At 61.3% G+C, this 17,863-nt stretch carries 20 protein-coding genes; 11 read left to right on the top strand and 9 right to left on the bottom strand.

Going from position 1 to position 17,863, the window contains the following annotated elements; translation table 11 throughout:
* Positions 1-30: 30 nt before the first annotated feature.
* On the top strand, positions 31-1,080 hold the full coding sequence (locus AC1DF8_RS19080) for an alpha/beta fold hydrolase (RefSeq protein ID WP_478154445.1): 1,050 nt from the start codon (positions 31-33) through the stop codon (positions 1,078-1,080).
* Here the strand turns inward: AC1DF8_RS19080 and AC1DF8_RS19085 are convergent.
* Together AC1DF8_RS19085 and AC1DF8_RS19090 are read right to left on the bottom strand one after the other, a co-directional pair.
* Complete coding sequence (locus tag AC1DF8_RS19085) at positions 1,032-1,835, bottom strand: SDR family oxidoreductase (RefSeq protein ID WP_478154446.1); 804 nt, start codon at positions 1,833-1,835, stop codon at positions 1,032-1,034. The genes AC1DF8_RS19080 and AC1DF8_RS19085 overlap by 49 nt on opposite strands.
* Positions 1,832-2,161 carry a nuclear transport factor 2 family protein gene (locus AC1DF8_RS19090; protein WP_478154447.1) on the bottom strand — a complete coding sequence of 110 codons (330 nt, stop codon included), beginning with the start codon at positions 2,159-2,161 and terminating at the stop codon, positions 1,832-1,834. Before AC1DF8_RS19090 ends, AC1DF8_RS19085 begins: the two co-directional genes overlap by 4 nt.
* 106 nt (positions 2,162-2,267) lie before the next feature.
* On the opposite strand from AC1DF8_RS19090, the gene AC1DF8_RS19095 reads away from it, so the two are divergent.
* Positions 2,268-2,633 (top strand): winged helix-turn-helix transcriptional regulator, encoded by a 366-nt coding sequence (locus tag AC1DF8_RS19095; protein WP_029868743.1) that lies wholly within the window; start codon positions 2,268-2,270, stop codon positions 2,631-2,633.
* A gap of 5 nt (positions 2,634-2,638) precedes the next feature.
* Here the strand turns inward: AC1DF8_RS19095 and AC1DF8_RS19100 are convergent, their stop codons facing one another.
* Positions 2,639-3,355, bottom strand: coding sequence for an SDR family oxidoreductase (locus AC1DF8_RS19100; protein WP_478154448.1), 717 nt, complete (start codon positions 3,353-3,355; stop codon positions 2,639-2,641).
* Positions 3,356-3,480: 125 nt separating this feature from the next.
* Here AC1DF8_RS19100 and AC1DF8_RS19105 point away from each other — a divergent pair, with 125 nt between their 5' ends.
* Positions 3,481-4,323: a helix-turn-helix transcriptional regulator gene (locus AC1DF8_RS19105; protein ID WP_478154449.1), complete on the top strand. Its 843-nt coding sequence runs from the start codon at positions 3,481-3,483 to the stop codon at positions 4,321-4,323.
* A 62-nt stretch (positions 4,324-4,385) separates the two neighbouring features.
* Complete coding sequence (gene ggt, locus AC1DF8_RS19110; protein WP_478154450.1) at positions 4,386-6,128, top strand: gamma-glutamyltransferase; 1,743 nt, start codon at positions 4,386-4,388, stop codon at positions 6,126-6,128.
* Between the two features lie 9 nt (positions 6,129-6,137).
* On the opposite strand, the gene AC1DF8_RS19115 is transcribed toward ggt, so the two are convergent.
* Positions 6,138-6,845, bottom strand: a complete 708-nt coding sequence (locus AC1DF8_RS19115; RefSeq protein ID WP_113117290.1) for a hypothetical protein — start codon at positions 6,843-6,845, stop codon at positions 6,138-6,140.
* A gap of 157 nt (positions 6,846-7,002) precedes the next feature.
* Here AC1DF8_RS19115 and AC1DF8_RS19120 point away from each other — a divergent pair, with 157 nt between their 5' ends.
* The 3 genes from AC1DF8_RS19120 to AC1DF8_RS19130 all read left to right on the top strand — a co-directional run bounded on the left by AC1DF8_RS19120 (position 7,003) and on the right by AC1DF8_RS19130 (position 10,268).
* Positions 7,003-8,064, top strand: a complete 1,062-nt coding sequence (locus AC1DF8_RS19120; protein ID WP_478154451.1) for a helix-turn-helix domain-containing protein — start codon at positions 7,003-7,005, stop codon at positions 8,062-8,064.
* 69 nt (positions 8,065-8,133) lie between these two features.
* Positions 8,134-9,108: a threonine ammonia-lyase gene (locus AC1DF8_RS19125; RefSeq protein ID WP_112544084.1), complete on the top strand. Its 975-nt coding sequence runs from the start codon at positions 8,134-8,136 to the stop codon at positions 9,106-9,108.
* A gap of 131 nt (positions 9,109-9,239) precedes the next feature.
* A complete protein-coding gene (locus AC1DF8_RS19130; protein WP_478154452.1) occupies positions 9,240-10,268 on the top strand; it encodes an alpha/beta hydrolase family protein in 1,029 nt (342 codons plus the stop codon).
* Positions 10,269-10,320: 52 nt separating this feature from the next.
* Here the strand turns inward: AC1DF8_RS19130 and AC1DF8_RS19135 are convergent, their stop codons facing one another.
* Complete coding sequence (locus tag AC1DF8_RS19135) at positions 10,321-11,118, bottom strand: SDR family NAD(P)-dependent oxidoreductase (protein ID WP_478154453.1); 798 nt, start codon at positions 11,116-11,118, stop codon at positions 10,321-10,323.
* A gap of 129 nt (positions 11,119-11,247) precedes the next feature.
* On the opposite strand from AC1DF8_RS19135, the gene AC1DF8_RS19140 reads away from it, so the two are divergent.
* A complete protein-coding gene (locus AC1DF8_RS19140; protein WP_113205864.1) occupies positions 11,248-12,192 on the top strand; it encodes a GlxA family transcriptional regulator in 945 nt (314 codons plus the stop codon).
* A gap of 34 nt (positions 12,193-12,226) precedes the next feature.
* On the opposite strand, the gene AC1DF8_RS19145 is transcribed toward AC1DF8_RS19140, so the two are convergent.
* Both AC1DF8_RS19145 and AC1DF8_RS19150 read right to left on the bottom strand, forming a co-directional pair.
* Positions 12,227-13,033, bottom strand: a complete 807-nt coding sequence (locus AC1DF8_RS19145; RefSeq protein WP_478154454.1) for a phytanoyl-CoA dioxygenase family protein — start codon at positions 13,031-13,033, stop codon at positions 12,227-12,229.
* Positions 13,034-13,258: 225 nt separating this feature from the next.
* Positions 13,259-14,191, bottom strand: a complete 933-nt coding sequence (locus AC1DF8_RS19150; protein ID WP_478154455.1) for a LysR substrate-binding domain-containing protein — start codon at positions 14,189-14,191, stop codon at positions 13,259-13,261.
* 106 nt (positions 14,192-14,297) lie between these two features.
* On the opposite strand from AC1DF8_RS19150, the gene AC1DF8_RS19155 reads away from it, so the two are divergent.
* The 3 genes from AC1DF8_RS19155 to AC1DF8_RS19165 are packed head-to-tail and all read left to right on the top strand — an operon-like array spanning position 14,298 to position 15,666.
* Positions 14,298-14,717 carry a tautomerase family protein gene (locus AC1DF8_RS19155; protein ID WP_112544478.1) on the top strand — a complete coding sequence of 140 codons (420 nt, stop codon included), beginning with the start codon at positions 14,298-14,300 and terminating at the stop codon, positions 14,715-14,717.
* Positions 14,714-15,118: a cupin domain-containing protein gene (locus tag AC1DF8_RS19160; RefSeq protein ID WP_478154456.1), complete on the top strand. Its 405-nt coding sequence runs from the start codon at positions 14,714-14,716 to the stop codon at positions 15,116-15,118. Before AC1DF8_RS19155 ends, AC1DF8_RS19160 begins: the two co-directional genes overlap by 4 nt.
* Positions 15,115-15,666 carry a DUF4865 family protein gene (locus tag AC1DF8_RS19165; protein ID WP_478154457.1) on the top strand — a complete coding sequence of 184 codons (552 nt, stop codon included), beginning with the start codon at positions 15,115-15,117 and terminating at the stop codon, positions 15,664-15,666. Before AC1DF8_RS19160 ends, AC1DF8_RS19165 begins: the two co-directional genes overlap by 4 nt.
* A 75-nt stretch (positions 15,667-15,741) precedes the next feature.
* Here the strand turns inward: AC1DF8_RS19165 and pyk are convergent, their stop codons facing one another.
* Together pyk and AC1DF8_RS19175 are read right to left on the bottom strand one after the other, a co-directional pair.
* On the bottom strand, positions 15,742-17,181 hold the full coding sequence (gene pyk, locus AC1DF8_RS19170; protein ID WP_112968803.1) for a pyruvate kinase: 1,440 nt from the start codon (positions 17,179-17,181) through the stop codon (positions 15,742-15,744).
* Positions 17,181-17,612 (bottom strand): DUF1036 domain-containing protein, encoded by a 432-nt coding sequence (locus tag AC1DF8_RS19175; RefSeq protein WP_246715690.1) that lies wholly within the window; start codon positions 17,610-17,612, stop codon positions 17,181-17,183. Before AC1DF8_RS19175 ends, pyk begins: the two co-directional genes overlap by 1 nt.
* Positions 17,613-17,863 lie beyond the last annotated feature (251 nt).

Genomic DNA, 17,863 nt, shown 5'->3' on the forward strand with positions numbered 1-17,863 from the left:
TGATGATATCGTCACTGTGCAGTTGAAGCTATGCTTGCCGAAGTCTCCGCCCTCCTCGCTCCCATCGCCGCCGCTATCGGCTATTCCTCCTACAAGGCCCGTCAATTCGAGCATGCCTATCCCAATATCGGAGAACTGACCGATATTGGCGGCTATCACATGAACGCAGTGCATGTTCCGCGCCCGGATGCCGCCGATCTTCCGCCCCTGGTCTTCATTCACGGTGCAAGCGGCAATCTACTGGACCAGATCGGCGCTTTTCGCGAACCACTGGAGGGCCGCGCCGAGATGCTCTTCGTCGATCGACCTGGTCACGGCTACTCCGAGCGGGGCGGGCCGGAAAACGCGCTGCCATCGGGCCAGGCCGACGCCATTGCCAAACTGATGGAAAAGCGTGGGATTGAAAAGGCGGTTATCGTCGGCCATTCCTTCGGCGGCGCGATCGCTGCGGCCTTCGGCGTGCGCCATCCCGAAAAGACAGCCGGCCTGCTGTTTCTGGCACCTGCCTCCCATCCATGGCCCGGCGGCATCGACTGGTATTACCATGTCGCGACAACACCTGTTATCGGCTGGCTCTTCAATCATGCAGTCGTCGTCCCCCTCGGCCTACGGCGGCTGGAGCGCGGCACGCTGAATGTCTTCCGCCCCAATCCCCGGCCCCTTGACTACGTCGCCAGAACCGGACCGTCGCTGGTGTTGCGACCGCGCGCCTTTTACAACAACGCCACCGACTTCAAACGGCTTCATGAATATCTGACGGCCAACGCGCCGCACTATTCCGAGATCTCAGCGCCATCAGTCATCATCACCGGCGACCAGGACGAGATCGTCTGGGAACATCTGCATTCGCGTGGCCTGGCGCGGGATATCAGCGGATCGGAACTCGTTACCGTCAGAGGCGTCGGCCACAAGCCTGACTATCTTGCGACCGACGTTGCCATTGCGGCCATCGAGAAGATTGCCGGCCAGCCGCGCGACCTTGCGGCGATAGCCCGCAAAGCGGAGGAGCGGCTTGCCGGCTCTTCCGTCGATCAGACGGTCGGAACGGTGCCACCGTCGATCGTATATTCCGCACCATGAATGGAGGCGGCACGTGGCGAGGCGAGGAAAGCCACGAGTTCAGCCACCTCTTCCGGACGGCCCGGCCGGCCGATCGGTATGCCGCCAAGCGAATCCATCAACAGCCTGCGGCCGCCGTCCTCGTCGGTGCCGGCCTCTGCAGCAATGCGCTGGATCAGGGCGGTCGCAGCCGTGGTTTCGATGAAACCGGGTGCAACGACATTCACCCGGACGCCCTTCGACCCGACCTCCTTGGATAATCCCTTGCTGTAATTCGACAATCCGGCCTTGGCCGCAGCGTAAGCAAGCGTGGCTTCATAGAGCGGCAGCCGTCTCTGGATCGAGGAAATATGGATGATGGCGCCGTGGCCACGTTCGATCATGCCGGGCAGGAATGCCCTGTCGAGCCGCACCGGCGCGAGCAGGTTGGCATTGATATCCGCCTGCCAGTGCGCATCCGTCAGAGCCGCAAAACCGCCACTCGGCGCAGACGAACCACCGACATTATTCACGAGGATATCGAGGCGGCCGAAAGCCTCCGCCACGCTCGAGGCGACGGCGTTGACGCCCTCCGCCGTGCTGATATCAGCCTGGACGAACAGCGCAGGCGCCTGGCCTTCCGGAAGGGGTGAGCGCGCAGTCGTCGCCACCCTCGCGCCAGCTGCTGAAAGCCGCCGCACAATCGCCTCGCCCATACCCTTCGTGCCGCCGGTAACAAGAACGCGCTTGCCGTTGAATTCGTTCGGATCGAACGGAAAAGCCGCTGCAGCCGTCATGCATCGATCTCCAGATGGGTAATGGCGCCGCCGGCAAGCGTGAAGCGGTAACGCAGGGTGACCGGACTGCCGGGAAAATTACCGGTCACCAATGCAGCCACGACCGGCTTGTCGGCTTCGCCGGAGATCTTCCTCGGGTCGACCGTCACGCCATATTTGCGTGTCGTCTCCTCCATCCATTCGCGGATTTCAGTCCGACCACGCCTGTCCTCGCCCTCGTCGCGCACGCCGGCATCGGCAGCAAAACAGGCAAGCATGCCCTCTATATCCTTCTGGTTCTTCGCCGCGTAATAGGCCGCCAGCGGCTTCGGAAGCTCTATGCTCATTCGCAAACTCCTCTTCGGTTGCTTCCCGAAAAGAATGGGCATAGGCTTTCCAGATGACAAGAACCTACAAAAAAGTCAGGTACTTACCTGAAAGTAAGGTACTGCGATGACACCCTATTCAGCCGCATCAGGCGTCGAAAATGTGCTGAAGATCCTGGAAGGACGCTGGAAGCTCATCATTCTCTTCCACCTCTTCGGCGGCAAGGTGCTCCGCTTCTCCGATCTGGAGCGCGCCATTCCTGCCATCTCCCAGAAGATGCTCATCCAGCAACTGCGCCAGATGGAAAACGATGGCATCGTGCTGCGCATCGTCCATCATCAGGTTCCGCCGAAGGTGGAGTATCGCCTGACCGATTGGGGCCAGGCCCTTTGTCCCGCTTTGGACGCCCTGTTGAAGTGGGCGGCGCTGAAGGACAAGGACCTGACCGGCATGGTTTTCGCGCCGGAAGAAACCGCCGGCGGGACGGCCTGACGCGCTCAAGCGGCGAGGTGAATGCCGCCGTCGCAGGTTAGAACATGACCGCTCATGAAACCGTTCGAAACCAGGAAGGCGACTGCCCTGGCGACATCGACTGGCTCGCCGATACGGCCGACCGGCGTGCGCCCGGCAAAGTCGCGGAAGACAGCCTGACGCTGTTCCGCAGGCAGAAAATCCCACCACGGCGTATCGATCACACCAGGCGAGACGCCATTCACGCGTAGTGGCTTCAACTCGGCAGCAAGCACCCGCACCATCGCCTCGATCCCCGCATTGATGGCGGCAAGACCTGCGGTTCCCGGCATCGCGGCTTGCGCACTGACGGCGGACACGAAAGTGATGCTGCCGGCTGGCCGCAGGAACGGCAAAGCCACCTGCGCCGCCGCCGCATGCGGGATAAGCTTGGTCTGGAAGCCGGCCAGCAGGTCTGCCATGTCGAGCGTGGCAAAGGGACCAGCCCCATGGCCGCTGCCGAGCGCCAGCACGAGATGATCGAAGGATCCGAGGCTCTCGAAAGCCTGCTTCACCGAGGTGGTATTTCGGGCATCGATGGCGACTGTTCCGACCTCGCCGGAAAGATGGTCAGCGGCTGCCTTGAGCTTCGCCTCGTCGCGGGCAGCGACGGTGACCTGAAACCCTTGTTCGAGAAGCAGTTCGGCAGAGGCAAGGCCGATGCCCGAAGAGCCACCGATAATGACTGCATGCTGCGATGACATGAGAATACTCCGTTGGATGATCGAACTTCCGGCTGTCGTTGCCGGCAGCGGTTTCATCTTGAAGTCTCCGAAAATCGCAAACAGGCCTGATTTTATCCTGGTATCGATACTGATATGATTGCTCCATGGATCAGAAGCTGGACACGTTCGAAGCCCGCCGCCGCGAGTTCGCGGCCTTCCTGCGTTCCCGTCGTGAGCGTCTGCGCCCTGCCGATGTCGGCCTGCCTGACGGGTTCCGCCGCCGCACGCCGGGACTTAGGCGCGAGGAGCTCGCCATGATCGCCGGTGTCGGCACGACCTGGTATACCTGGCTGGAACAGGGACGCGACATCCGCCCCTCCCCGCAGGTTCTGAATGCACTGGCAGACGCGCTTCGTCTTGATGACGCCGAACGCCAGCACCTCTTCACGCTGAACAGCCGGCAATCGCCGCAGCCGTTTTCCTCAGCCCCGGAACTCGTCGACGAGCCGCTTCGCCGGATATTGGACAACCTGACCCATCAGCCCGCCTACGTGCTGGGTCGCCGCTGGGATGTGCTGGCCTGGAACCGCGCGGCAGACTTGTTGTTCGGCGGTTATGACCGGCTTGGCCCGGACGAACGCAACACCATGCACCGGCTTTTTGCCGACGATTTTCATCGCAGCTTGCTGGTCGACTGGGAGGCGGTTGCCCGCGTTTCGCTTGCCATGTTCCGTGCCGACAGCGCCCGTTATGCCGGCGATCCCGACTTCGAGCGGCTCATCGCCCTGCTGAAGCAGCAAAGTCCGGAATTCCGCGCCTGGTGGCCGCGCCATGAGATCGTCGCCCCGCTCACCGGCGTGAAACGTGTGAATCATCCGCTAAAGGGCCTGATGGCCTTCGAACATACAGGCCTTGCGCTGATGACCCAGCCGGACATGAAGCTGATCGTCTATACGCCTCTCGACGAGCACGACACAAACAGGAAACTCGCCGAGCTTCTCGCCTGATCATTGTCTGCTGCCGAAGTGACGCCATATCTTTCCCATCGCCGTCCTTCGAGGGGAAATTCATGGACCGCCGTCCCAGACAATCCATCAGCATTCTCGCCGCCATCTCGCTTTGCCTCGCGCCCCTGCCGGCTCTTGGCGCCTCCCCGGCACCTGTCGAAGCCGAGCACGGCATGGTCGTGACTGCCCAGCATCTGGCAACCGATGTCGGCGTCGACGTGCTGAAAAGCGGCGGCAACGCCGTCGATGCCGCAGTCGCCGTCGGTTATGCGCTGGCGGTCGTCTATCCGACAGCCGGCAATCTCGGCGGCGGTGGTTTCATGACGATCCGGATGAAGGATGGGAAAACGACCTTCCTTGATTTCCGCGAACGCGCACCGCTTGCCGCCACCAAGACCATGTATCTCGATGCCAAGGGCGATATCGTGCCGCGCGCCAGTCTCGACGGCTATCTGGCCGTCGGAACCCCCGGTTCGGTCATGGGCTTCGAAACGGCTCGCGAGAAATATGGTACCAGGAAGCGTGAGGAGCTGATCGCCCCGGCCTTGAAATATGCGAAGGAGGGTTTCACCCTGGAACAGGGCGATGCAGCCTCTTTCGCGACTGGCGCAAAACGGCTCGCCAAGGATGACGAGGCAGCAAAAATCTTCCTGAAAGCCGGTGGCAGCCCCTATGTGTCCGGTGAGAAACTGGTGCAGCCCGATCTCGCCGCCGTCCTGCAATCGATCTCGGAGAAAGGCCCCGACGCCTTCTACAAGGGCGCACCGGCTGAGGCGATCGTCAAGGCCAGCCAGGCCAAGGGCGGCATCCTCGCCAAGGAGGATTTCGAGCAGTACAAGGTGCGGGAACTGAAGCCGATCGAATGCAATTATCGAGGCTATGACATCATTTCCTCGCCGCCACCCTCCTCCGGCGGCGTCATCATCTGCGAGATCTTGAACGTCCTCGAAGGCTATCCGCTCTCTTATCTTGGCTACGGATCGGCCGAGGCCGTGCACATCATGGTCGAGGCCATGCGCTATGCCTATGTAGACCGGAACGCCGCACTCGGCGACCCTGACTTCATCGACAATCCCGTCTCCAAACTGCTGGACAGAAGTTTTGCCGCGTCAATTCGTGCCAAGATAGATCCGTATCGGGCAGGCACGTCCGCCAACCTGAAGCCGCTCGGCGGCAAGGAAAGCACCGAGACGACGCATTATTCAGTCATCGATAACGAGGGTAATGCGGTCGCGGTGACCTATACGCTGAACGGCTCCTTCGGCGCTGGCGTCGTCGCACCGGGCACCGGCGTGCTACTCAACAACGAGATGGATGATTTTACTTCCAAGCCGGGCGTGCCGAACCTTTACGGCCTCGTCCAGGGTGAGGCCAATGCCATCGCCCCCAAGAAGACGCCGCTCTCCTCCATGAGTCCGACCATCGTCACCAAGGACGGCAAGCCCTTCATGGTGATCGGAAGCCCCGGCGGCTCCCGCATCATCACCATCACACTGGAAGCAATTCTGAATGTCGTGGATTTCGGCATGGACATCAGTCAGGCGGTCAATGCTCCGCGTATTCATCACCAGTGGCAGCCGGACACGGTCTACCTGGAACCCTACGCCCTCTCGCCGGATACCGAAAAGGCGCTGGCCGCCATGGGCTACAAGTTCGATGGCGGTAATAATACGCCCGTCTGGGGTCAAGCGGCCGGTATTCTCGTCGGCGGCAAGAGCCTTGCGGCGATCGAGAAGGGCGGCGGCGCCCGTTACAACGGCGCGATGGACAGTCGCGCAACCGAAGGCTCCGCCAACGGTTATTGAGCAGGCGCCTCAGCGGATTCTCACCCGAACGAAATCGCCGTCGATCTCGACATGCGGTTTTACGCCCGGCACACTTGGCTGCCGGGCATCGACCCAGGAGGCCTGCGCCGCCACAGTGTAGTCGACCGGCACATTGTCTCCGAAGCCAAGATAGGCGTCGAGCGCGCGAGCCCGGATCGACACGTTTTCGTCCGCTTCGACCCTGTCGAAGTCGAGGGAGGCCCTCACGGCATCCCCGCGGATATCGATGCCGCTGGCATGACCGTCGAGCGTGACGTCGGCCGCCTTTCCGGCAATGGCAAGCTCGGAAAAACGACCAATAAGCCTCGCGCTAAAGGCGCTCTGATCGATCCGGAGAGCGGCCCCGGCAGGCACATTGGCATTGATCTCGATCACACAGTCGGATGGATCCAGCCAGGACGATGCAGCGATATCGATATGCAGCACCGTACCATCAACCCGCATGTCGCTATTGTCGCGGCAATCGGCAAAGTACCAGCTCGAATACCAGGACGAGAACCAGCCCTTCCGTCGCCCGCTGAGCGATGCGCCATAGGGCTGGTCGCTTCGCGTGGTGATGTTGATCGAGCTGGCGTCACCACTGATGGCGACCGCACGCACGCCGGAAAGATCGGGAATTGCTGTGGTCGATACCTTGTCGGGCAGAGCGGAAGCGGTAGCTGCCAGAAGCACCGGCATCACAAGAAGAATGGTCATCGAAATCCGTCCATGAATGAAGCCCTCCCGTCGAGGACAGTTTCAGGATGTTTTCTCAGGCTCTATTTCGAGACCTCGATCGCGATCCGGGTCGACCGCGAACGCAATCGGGTTCATTCTGAGACCATTCTTCATTGTTGCAGTCCGGATATCGCCGATGATCTTCGTTCCCCTGCCCTTCGTCGTGGCCCTGCTGCTTGCCATCCTGCTTGTCCGCATGCTGCGGCAGGGAGACGGATCACTCGCCGAAAGGCGGCCTTTCCTGCTGCTGATCGGCTTCTACACCCTGCAGTCCATAGTGATCGGTATCCGCTGGGGTTACGACGTCATCGAGATCATGCCGATCCAATCGTTGATCGCGACAACGATTGCGGCGCTTGCCTGGGTCTGCTTCAAGGGGCTGACCGAGGAAGAGCAGCCCACTCTTTCCCGTTTCTGGCCGCACCTTCTGCCGACTGCGACAATCGCCATCTTCATAGCTCTCTACCCGGAACCGATCAGCCTCGCCATTATCCTGATCTTCTTCGGCTATGGCGCCGCACTGCTCTGGCTTGCCCGGCATGGCCCGGATGCGCTCGTCGCCTCCAGGCTCGATGGTGCAGTGTTTTCTTATCGCTCGCTGCAGATCACCGGCTTCGCCCTCATCGCCTCTGCTCTCACCGATGTCATCATCAGCTTCGATTTCACCAGGACAGGCGGCATCCATGCAGGCGCCATCGTCGCACTCGGCAACGTCATCGCGCTCCTGATCCTCGGCACGGCCGCTTCCGTGGCAAGCAGCGGCAGCACGGTCGAAGCGATATCAGTGGAGCCACCTCCACCACCACCGGCAACAGAGGAAGACGAAGCGGTCGCTGCGGCACTCGACACATTGATGCGCGCCCGCCAGCTCTACCGCGATCCCGAACTCAACCTGACCCGCATCGCCCGCAAAATGAACCTGCCCGCCCGGCGCGTCTCCACGGCCGTCAACCGCATCCACGGCATGAGCGTCTCGCAATATGTGAACGACTTCCGCATCCGCGCGGCCTGCGAGCAGCTGGTCGGCACCGATCATCCGATAACGCAGGTGATGTTCGACTCCGGCTTCATCAGCAAGTCCAACTTCAATCGCGAATTTGCGCGCATGAATGGCGAAAGCCCGACACAGTTCAGAAAGCGGCGTGTCCCGCGGGAATCGGGTGGCGCGGCGTCCAATGTCATATTCATGTCACCGTGACAAAGTCGCCGTTCACAAGCAAAGATGTGCGCTCTATGCATGAGCGGCATTAAAGCAGAAGAGATTCCCATGGCCTCCATTGAAATGATCGTTGCCGCCAGGGCCCGCCTGCGCGGACATGCGCGGCGCACGCCGCTTCTCTCCTCCCCCTTCCTTGATGAAATCGCCGGCCGGCGGCTGTTCGTGAAGGCCGAATGCCTGCAGCATTCCGGCTCCTTCAAGTTCCGTGGCGGCTGGTCTGCCGTCTCGGGCATCGATCCGGAACTGCGCAAGAAGGGCGTCATCGCCTTCTCCTCCGGCAACCATGCCCAGGGTGTGGCACTTGCCGCCCGCATGCACGGCATCCCCAGCGTCATCATCATGCCGAGTGACGCGCCCAGGCTGAAGATCGCCAACACCCGCGCCTTCGGGGCCGAAGTGGTGCTCTACGATCGCGCCAATGAAGATCGCGACGAGATCGGCGCGAAGCTATCATCCGAGCGAGGCCTGACGCTCATCAAGCCCTTCGACGAGCCGCTGGTTATTGCAGGCCAGGGTACGACCGGGCTGGAGATCGCCGAGCAGACGGAAGAGGAAGGCGTCAAGAACGCCGAAGTCCTCGTTCCCTGTGGTGGTGGCGGTCTGAGTTCGGGCATCGCCCTCGCGTTGGAAGCAAGTGCGCCGGGCTTCCGTGTCCGTCCCTGCGAACCGGAAAATTTCGACGACACCACCCGCTCGCTTGCATCAGGCAAGATCGAGCGCAACGCTGCAATGACCGGCTCGATCTGCGACGCGATCATCACGCCGCAGCCCGGCAACATCACCTTCCCGATCCTGAAGCGTCTTGCCGGACAGGGTATCGTCGTGACGGATGACGAGGCGTTACGCGCTGTCGCCCTCGCCTTCAACCGTCTCAAGATTGTCGTTGAGCCGGGCGGGGCTGTTGCACTGGCTGCAGCCCTCTTTCACGGCGACCAGCTCGACAGCGATACGGCTGTCGTCGTCACCTCGGGCGGCAATATCGACGCCGATGTGTTCACCAATGCACTGGAGCGCTTCGGCTAAGGCTCGACAACGCTCTTGAAGACCCTGATCGCGATCGGTGACGACCTCGATCATGATCGGGGTCTCCTCGGCACCAAAAAGCAGCAAAACCTCCCGTGCCGCCATGTGGCGGTCATCGTTCCGAGGTTTTCATGATACATCTTCTCATCCTGCTGCTATCGGCGTGGCTTCTTGCCGCCGATATGCCGGCACATGAAGCCAATGCCGTCGGCCTCTCCTTTCTATCGGTCCCCGTGGCAGAGCGGCACGGCATCATGGACGTCACGCTTTGGTATCCGGCGGCAAAAGGCGGTACTCCCGTTCTGATCGGCGACAGCCCGCTTTTCAAAGGCGGTATCGCTCGGCAGGACGCACCTAAAGCTGCCGGCAGTCATCCATTGATCCTGCTTTCTCATGGCGGCCTGAAATCCGGTCCGTTCATTGGCGCCTGGATGGCATCGCGCCTCGCTTCGAAGGGCTTCGTGGTGGCAATGATGCGACAGCCGGATCCGCAGACGATGACGAGCGAGGAGAGCATCCGCGAGATATGGCTGCGACCTGCCGATCTCTCCGCGGCCCTGACGGCAATCGAAAGGGACGACACGCTGTCCCGCGGGATAGACCGCAACCGCATCGGCGTTCTGGGCTTTCTGGTGGGCGGAACATCCGCGCTTTCGATTGCAGGCGGCAACATCGACCCGGAAAGCTTTGCGCGCTCCTGCGATCCCGGTGGCACCGGTATCGACTGTGTAGAGTTCGCCACCGCCGGAATCGATCTCCATTCCGTCGACAGGCAGAAACTCTCCCGCTCTCATCTCGACCCACGGGTGAAGGCAGCCGTTGTTATCGATCCTGAGTTCGGCGCCAGTTTCACACCCGAAAGCCTCGCGCAGATATCGATCCCGGTGCGGCTCATCAATCTCGGCACACCGAAAACCGTCTGGCCGGGGCTGCGCGCATCGGATCTGAAAAGCGCAATATCCGGTGCACGCTACGATCTGATCGTGAACGCTTTGCAATACAGCGCCTTCAGCGAGTGCAAGCCAGCATGCGCCTCTATTCTTCGCGAGGAAGGTGAAGAACCTCTCTGCCAGGATCCCGAAGGAACAAACCGCGTGGCTATCCACGACAGTCTGGCGGAGATGGTGGCGGCAGCCTTCCGCAGCGATCTCCCGCAATAGAAATAATGTCCGCAGCACCTGCTGCGGACATTGGCGTTCTCTGTTCTCGCGCTCAGGCGACCTTGTAGCGCGGAGCCGGCACCGAACGCGACAGGTTCGGCATCAGTGCCTGACGGGCCTGCTCATAAGCAGCGAGCAGGCCGGCATCTTCAAGCGCCGGGATCGTTGCAAATTCACCCTCGGCAAGACCTGCCAGCGACGCATCGACCATGTTTTCGGCCGACATGACGATTTCGCCTGGCAGATGCTCGACCGGCGTGCCGGCAATGCCCCAGAATTCGGTGGCTGTAGCGCCCGGCAGCACGGCCTGAACGCGGATATTCTTGTCGGCAAGCTCATGCTTCAGCGACTGGCTGAAGGCGAATACAAAGGCTTTCGTGCCGCCGTAGACACCATTCAGGATTTCAGGCGCGATCGCGACTATCGAGGCAATATTGATGATGGTGCCGCCGCCGCGAGCAACGAGGCCGGGCACGGCCGCATAAGTCAGCCGCATCACTGCGCTCACGTTGATATCGACCATTTCCTGCATCTTGTCGACGTCGGAGCCAAGCAGCGGTGCGGTGCCGCCGAAGCCGGCGTTGTTGACGAGCATGGTGATGCTCCGGTCTTCCTTCAGTACCTTCTCGACTTTTGCGAGATCGTCCTTCTTGCCGAGATCGGCAGACAGCGTCTCGACCGTGCGGCCCGTTTCATCGGCCAGCCGATTTGCCAGCGTCTTCAGCCGCTCGCCATTGCGGGCAACGAGGATGAGATTGTAGCCCTGCCTTGCCAGACGATGTGCGTATATTGCGCCGATGCCCGAGGATGCGCCGGTGACCAGTGCGGTACCCTTGTCTTGATGTGCCATGATCGTTTCTCCATTTTGTACGCCGGCCCGATGCCTTGCGCTTGAGAAGAGTTTTACGCCCGATTGCCCGCGTCCCAAATGTCATATATACCACCTTTTAGGACATCCACTTTTCAGGACATGATGACCATGCAGCAAATCGGTTTCCTGCTCTTTCCCGGCTTTCAGATCATGAGCCTCGCTGCCGCCTCGGCCTTCGAATTCACCAATCTCGAGATCGGCGAAAAGGTCTACGACATCCATTATCTCTCGGAGACCGGCGGCCCCATTGCCAATTCTCTCGGCATGATCGTCGAGACAGAGGCTTTCGGCGATCCCGCTTTCGACACGCTCATCGTTACGGGTGCGCCCGACATCAAGCTTCCCAACGAGGCGGAAGCAAAGTTCATTCGCGCCGCACTTACCGCCACCCGTCGCCTCGCATCGATCTGCACCGGCGCTTTCCTGCTCGCCGATGCCGGCATTCTCGACGGCCGCCGCGCCACGACCCATTGGTACCTCGCCCGTGACCTGCAAAGCCGCTACCCGGCAATCCGGATGGAAGAAGACCGCATCTACATCATCGACGGCTCCGTCTGGACCTCTGCCGGCATGACCGCCGGCGTCGATCTGGCGCTCGCCATGGTCGAGAAGGATCACGGGCTGGAGATCGCCCGCGCCGTTGCCCGCAAGCTCGTCGTCTATCACCGTCGCGCCGGCGGCCAGTCGCAATTTTCAGCCCTTCTGGAACTGGAGCCGAAATCCGACCGCATCCAGAAGGCGCTTGCCCATGCGCGCAGCAATCTGAAAGCGACGCTCTCCGTCGAAGAACTGGCCGAAGCCGCACATCTCAGCCCCCGCCAGTTCAGCCGCGCCTTCCGCGCCGAAACGGGTCAGTCGCCGGCCAAGGCTGTCGAGAACCTGCGGCTGGAAGCGGCCCGCCTGATGATGGAACAGGGCCGCCATCCGATCGATACCGTCGCCCGCGAAACCGGCTTTGCCGATCGTGAACGCATGCGCCGCGCTTTCCTGCGCGCCTTCGGACAACCGCCGCAAGCAATCCGCAGGGCCGCACAGCAGGAACTGCAAGCGTGATGCACCCGGCAGGGCCGGATGCATCGTCTCTGGCCTATCGCTCCTGAAGCGCTTGGCGGATGGCGATTTCGACAGGCGAATAGGCGCCATCATCACGCACAAGCCTTAGCGGCTCGGAAGGTGCGAGGCCGGGCTGCGCCATGAACCGCGGTTCCTCGCCGCGGTGCATCTGTGCTGCATGGATGAGGAACGGATGGCACAGATAGACCGTACCCGCTTGCCCCGTCGCCAGAGCAAGCGGCCTGTCCTCGCCCACATGCTCCAGCCACAGATGCGCCATGCCGGCCTCACCAGCCGGCTCCAGTAGCCTTGCGATATCCTTGTGCGACCCGACCCGGATACGCGTCGGCGCGTCTCCTTCGCCGACATCCGAGAACAGGAAGAGCATCAGGAGCGCCCGTCCGCGTGAGTTGATATTCACCCGCCAGGCGGAAAAATCCCGCTGCTCGTCGGGATTTCCGTCCTCTCCCGAAAAGCTCAGGTCCACATGCCAGCCGGCATCGCCGGGATCGTCCGGATGTGGAAAGCGGACCGGGAAGCTGCCAAGACCGCTCCGCGGCTCCCAGCGCCCCTTGCCGACGAGCTGATCGAAAGCAGAATGCAGCACGGGCATGTTGACCGCCGTCTCGAACGGCCCGCCGCCATAGCCGGCAAGCCGGACGACCGGCCGCACCCAGGTTTTCGGATCATGGGGATCGAAGGGAATATCCCGCCACATGATGGCACGGGCTTCTTCGGCTACGTCGCGGGGAAAAGCAGCATCGATCCGTACGAAGCCGTCCTCGATGAATTGCTCGATCTGCGCCGCGCTGAGCGCTGGCGGGTAATCAGTGGATGTCATGAAAAATCTCTCTATCGCCAGACCCTGCCGGCACCATTCATTCGCCTGACGCAGGGTGGTTACAGTCCACGGCAACACTCCAGCCAACCGGCTGGTGAAGCGGCCGCATCTCCTTTTGCCAATGGCAGAGCCTAGAGGCTCAAGAAGAAGACCGTAGCGATGTTGAGAGTGATCATTTTCATAGCGAAGAAAAAGCTAGCGGCTTCCGCAGGGAGGGTCAACACCTCACCCGGCTCGCCTCAATCCCTTTTCCTGATCGGCGGGCGTGGAAAAATCCCGTACTGCGTCATGCACGGATTGCAGCACCAACTCCGCCAGTCGCGCCGTTGCAGCATCCGGTTCCGCCTCTGCGCGATGCAAGACCAGCCCGAGTTTCGGCAGCTCCGGCAGGCCCGCTTCACCTGGCGCCAGCATCCGCACCTTGGCGGGCAGCCCGATGGGCGTGCGCACCGTAATGCCCAATCCTGCGGCAGTCGCTGCCCAGAGGCCACCGAGGCTCGGACTGATAAAGGACAGGCGCCAGGAGATGCCGGCCTCGTCCAGCACCTTCGTCGCGGCGTTCCTCAGCAGGCACGGAGCCTCGAGCGAGGCGAGCGGCATCGGCTCGCCGCTTCCAGCCGCCCATGCCGGCAGGCCATTCGCCGGGCCGATCCAGCGCATAGGCACGTCGGCAATGTGCTCGCAATGCGCCGTCAAGGTGCCGGTGCTCCAGGCGAGTGCAAGATCGAGCTTACCCGTCGTCACCCGTTCGAGAAGCTCGGCATTGCGCACCACACGGGCCTCGATCCGCACCTTCGGATGCGCCCGAGCGAAGCGTCCGAGCACTTCAGGCAGCAGATTCTCGCCGAAGTCTTCCTGCAGGCCGAGCCGCACCCAGCCTTCCAGCTCGACACTCTGCACTGCGGCGACTGCCTCGTCGTTCAGATCGAGCAATCGCCTGGCATAGGCAAGCATCGTCTCTCCGGCTTCCGTCAGCGCCAATCCACGCCCGGATTTGCGGAAAATCGGCGTGCCGGCTTGCTCCTCCAGCTTCTTGAGTTGCGCACTGACCGCCGAGGTCGAGCGCCCCAACCGGTCCGCCGCCCTGGCGAAATTGCCGAGATCCATGCCAGTCGCGAAGGTCCTCAGCACGTCCAGGTCGAATGTTATCCGCCGCATCACACAATCCCGATTTTCAGGATGATCAATTCATAAAATTCTGATTTTTCGCACCATGGTGTCGTGGCATGCTTCTCCTGTCAAGACAAAGAACAAGGAGGCATCAATGCCATTCGCTCGTATCTCTCTTCTGAAGGGCAAATCGCCGGACTACCTGCGCGCCCTTTCGGACAGCATCCATCAGGCCATGGTCGAGACATTCAATGTGCCGCCGGCCGATCGCTTCCAGATCATCCACCAGCATGAACCGGGTGAACTGATCTTCGATCGCAATTACCTTGCCGGTCCGCGCTCCGATGATTTCGTGCTGATTTCGATCACGACCGGCAAGCCGCGCACGACGGAAATGCGCAAGGCTCTCTTCCGCCGAACCGTTGAACTATTGCATCAATCCCCCGGCTTGCGCCCGGAAGATGTCATGATCGTCATCTCCACCAGCGAACCGGACGAATGGTCCTTCGGCGACGGCCTGGCGCAGATGGCCGAGCCCGGATGGGAAGCGCGTGCCAGGGGAGTTCCGGCATGAGCACGGGCAACCCGAAAACGATGACGGTCCGCCGTCCCGGCGGTGCCGTCCGCTCTCCCGAAGGCATTGCCAATAGGTCCTTCTGGGTTGAAATGCTGCTCGAAAGCGAGATCGACGGAGAGAATACCGCCATGCGCGCAACGCTTGATCCCGGCACGGTCACCCACTGGCATAGGCATCCCCGCGGCCAGCTTCTTTACGTCCTCTCGGGTGTCGGTCTCGTGCAGCGGAAGGGCGAACCTGCCGAGGAGGTCAGAACCGGTGACGCAATATGGTTCGCCGCCGATGAGCTTCATTGGCATGGCGCGTCAGCCGACAGTCCCTTCAGCTATCTCAGCATCCAGGGATTTGAGAACGGACGTTTCGTCGACTGGCACGACAATGGGGAACCGCAACCATGATAGCCATGCAATATTCCTTCACCCTCCCCGCAGATTACGACATGGAGATCATCGATCGCCGCATACGCGACAAAGGCCCGGCGATGAATGGCTTCCCACAGCTCGGTTTCAAGGCCTTTCTCAGTGCTCGTCAGGGGGAATACGGCAGTCGGGAAAACCTGTACGCACCTTTTTATCTCTGGGATCAGCCGGAAGGCGCCAGCAGCTTCATCTGCGGGCCGGGCTTTGCCGCACTGAGCGACGCCTTCGGCCGGCCGCGGATTCGCCATTGGATTGTCTGGCATGCTCATGTCTCACCCGACCTTGCCGGCACCCGCTTTGCTCACAGCGAACATGTCGCGATCGAACCGCATGCTTCTCTATCCGACCTGCGACAGCAGGAGGTCGACCTGGCAAAACAAGCCACCCGCGACAGCCACGCGCTTGCCTGTGTCGTCGCCTTCGATCCGTATGATTGGGCGACGGTGCGTTTCGGGCTCCACGCAGAAGCTCCGCCTGCCTCGAGCACCAACCAGATCTATCGCGTCGGCCACCTCGCCCGGGGTTGAGGCAGCACAGGCAAATTCGCAAAACAAAAAAGCGCCCCTCTTTCGAGGAGCGCTTTTTTTCAGACTTGAAAGCGATCAGATGCCGCTCTGGCCATCGGAACCGATATAGGCGATGCGCAACATATTGGTCGCGCCCGGTGTGCCGAGCGGTACGCCGGCAGAGATGATGATGCGATCGCCCGGCTTGCCGAAGCCTTCCGAAGCGACGATACGGCAGGCGCGGTTGACCATGTCATCGAGGTCGGTCGCGTCATGCGTCACGACGCAGTGCATGCCCCAGACAACGGAGAGGCGACGGGCCGTCTTGATGATCGGCGACAGCGCAATGATCGGAACCTGCGGGCGCTCGCGCGAAGCGCGCAGACCCGTCGTACCGGACGAGGTGTAACAGACGATAGCCGACAGCTTCAGCGTCTCGGCAATCTGACGGGCGGCAAGCGAGATGGCATCCGCACCGGTTGCTTCCGGCTGGGCGCGCTGCGCATAGATGATGCCCGAATAGTGCGGATCCTTCTCGACCGTGCTCGCAATCGAGGCCATCATCGAGACGGCTTCAACCGGATAAGCACCGGAAGCCGATTCGGCCGAAAGCATGATCGCATCGGCGCCTTCGAAGACGGCGATGGAAACGTCGGAGACTTCGGCACGGGTCGGAACCGGCGAAGAAATCATCGATTCCAGCATCTGCGTGGCAACAACCACCGGCTTGCCCGAACGGCGGCAGGCACGGATGAGCTGCTTCTGGATGCCGGGGACGGCTTCGAGCGGCATTTCGACGCCAAGGTCGCCGCGGGCGACCATCAGGGCGTCGGAAAGCTCGATGATTTCCTCGATACGCTCCAGAGCCTGCGGCTTTTCGATCTTCGACATGATGCCGACGCGACCGCGGGCGATCTTGCGGACTTCAGCGAGGTCGTCAGGGCGCTGAACGAAGGAGAGCGCCACCCAGTCGACATCGTCGGTTGCCAGAACAGCATCGAGATCGACACGGTCCTTGTCGGTCAGCGCGCCGACGCCGAGCAGTGTGTCCGGCAGGCTGACGCCCTTGCGGTCGGAAATGCTGGTGCCGGCGATAACCGTGGTTACGATGCTCTTGCCGTCGCACTTTTCAGCGCGCAGTGCCAGCTTGCCGTCATCGATCAGCAGGCGATGGCCCGGCTGCACGGCTTCGAGAATTTCGGGATGCGGCAGGAAAACGCGGGTGTTGTCGCCGGGAGTGTCGTTGTTATCGAGCGTAAAGGTCTGGCCAGGCTTCAGTTCCACTTTCACATCGGCAAACTTGCCGACGCGCAGCTTCGGGCCCTGGAGGTCAGCCAGAATGCCGATCGGCCGGCCCGAACGGGCCTCGACGGCGCGGATACGCTGCACGAGTGTGCGCATCACATCATGGCTTGCATGGCTCATGTTGATGCGGAAAATATCCGCACCGGCCTGGTGCAGCTTCTCGATCATCGATTCCTCGGAAGAGGCGGGTCCGAGGGTGGCGAGGATTTTAACTTTGCGGTTACGCTTCATCAATTCTGGCTTTCTTGCGTCCCTGGGGTGTCGGAGAGTTGAACCATCCAGCTTCCCTGGCGGCCCGTATCGTATTCCTTGAATCCCATTTTCTGATAACCCCGAGCATAGCAGTCCTGCACGCCCGCGATCTTGAATTCGTTTTCCGCTACGCACATCTGCACATCACCCGTCCATCGGCCTCCCCGGGCGGCATCTTCTGCGTAGAGGTAATAATAACGCGACTGTAATTCTCCCTCGATCAGCGTGGCGCAGGTCGTTGCTGGCACCTGCCACCAACCTTCTGTGACCCAACCTTCCTTCGCCCGGTATCCGATCGCAACGCCAACCAGATTTTGCGTGCCGTTGCATACACGGAAATCCGCGCGCGCGGCATCTGCAATGAAGAACGGCGAGACGGCTGCAAGAGCGAACAATGCGAGACGAACCATCGGTCCGGACCGCGTGAGGAAACTTGGCGCAGCTTGGATCAACACGGCTCCCAAATAGCTCCACGGTTATTCGTTATCCGTGTCTTCTTGCGCCGCCGTCAAGCGAAAGTCAACGCAATGCTAATCGATTATATTTCCTTTCATAACCGCCTATCGGGCGCATCTTGTCGCGCCGGCCCGCCCATCGCGCTTGAACCGGCGGAACGCGCATGCGATCACTGGGCGAAGACGCGAAATGACAATCGGCAATT

This window comes from Rhizobium sp. 05N49, assembly GCF_056396805.1.

Coding starts and splice junctions, on each gene's coding strand:
- AC1DF8_RS19080 (WP_478154445.1), top strand. CDS start 31: ATGCTTGCCGAAGTCTCCGCCCTCCTCGCTCCCATCGCCGCCGCTATC.
- AC1DF8_RS19085 (WP_478154446.1), bottom strand. CDS start 1,835: ATGACGGCTGCAGCGGCTTTTCCGTTCGATCCGAACGAATTCAACGGC.
- AC1DF8_RS19090 (WP_478154447.1), bottom strand. CDS start 2,161: ATGAGCATAGAGCTTCCGAAGCCGCTGGCGGCCTATTACGCGGCGAAG.
- AC1DF8_RS19095 (WP_029868743.1), top strand. CDS start 2,268: ATGACACCCTATTCAGCCGCATCAGGCGTCGAAAATGTGCTGAAGATC.
- AC1DF8_RS19100 (WP_478154448.1), bottom strand. CDS start 3,355: ATGTCATCGCAGCATGCAGTCATTATCGGTGGCTCTTCGGGCATCGGC.
- AC1DF8_RS19105 (WP_478154449.1), top strand. CDS start 3,481: ATGGATCAGAAGCTGGACACGTTCGAAGCCCGCCGCCGCGAGTTCGCG.
- ggt (WP_478154450.1), top strand. CDS start 4,386: ATGGACCGCCGTCCCAGACAATCCATCAGCATTCTCGCCGCCATCTCG.
- AC1DF8_RS19115 (WP_113117290.1), bottom strand. CDS start 6,845: ATGACCATTCTTCTTGTGATGCCGGTGCTTCTGGCAGCTACCGCTTCC.
- AC1DF8_RS19120 (WP_478154451.1), top strand. CDS start 7,003: ATGATCTTCGTTCCCCTGCCCTTCGTCGTGGCCCTGCTGCTTGCCATC.
- AC1DF8_RS19125 (WP_112544084.1), top strand. CDS start 8,134: ATGGCCTCCATTGAAATGATCGTTGCCGCCAGGGCCCGCCTGCGCGGA.
- AC1DF8_RS19130 (WP_478154452.1), top strand. CDS start 9,240: ATGATACATCTTCTCATCCTGCTGCTATCGGCGTGGCTTCTTGCCGCC.
- AC1DF8_RS19135 (WP_478154453.1), bottom strand. CDS start 11,118: ATGGCACATCAAGACAAGGGTACCGCACTGGTCACCGGCGCATCCTCG.
- AC1DF8_RS19140 (WP_113205864.1), top strand. CDS start 11,248: ATGCAGCAAATCGGTTTCCTGCTCTTTCCCGGCTTTCAGATCATGAGC.
- AC1DF8_RS19145 (WP_478154454.1), bottom strand. CDS start 13,033: ATGACATCCACTGATTACCCGCCAGCGCTCAGCGCGGCGCAGATCGAG.
- AC1DF8_RS19150 (WP_478154455.1), bottom strand. CDS start 14,191: ATGCGGCGGATAACATTCGACCTGGACGTGCTGAGGACCTTCGCGACT.
- AC1DF8_RS19155 (WP_112544478.1), top strand. CDS start 14,298: ATGCCATTCGCTCGTATCTCTCTTCTGAAGGGCAAATCGCCGGACTAC.
- AC1DF8_RS19160 (WP_478154456.1), top strand. CDS start 14,714: ATGAGCACGGGCAACCCGAAAACGATGACGGTCCGCCGTCCCGGCGGT.
- AC1DF8_RS19165 (WP_478154457.1), top strand. CDS start 15,115: ATGATAGCCATGCAATATTCCTTCACCCTCCCCGCAGATTACGACATG.
- pyk (WP_112968803.1), bottom strand. CDS start 17,181: ATGAAGCGTAACCGCAAAGTTAAAATCCTCGCCACCCTCGGACCCGCC.
- AC1DF8_RS19175 (WP_246715690.1), bottom strand. CDS start 17,612: ATGGTTCGTCTCGCATTGTTCGCTCTTGCAGCCGTCTCGCCGTTCTTC.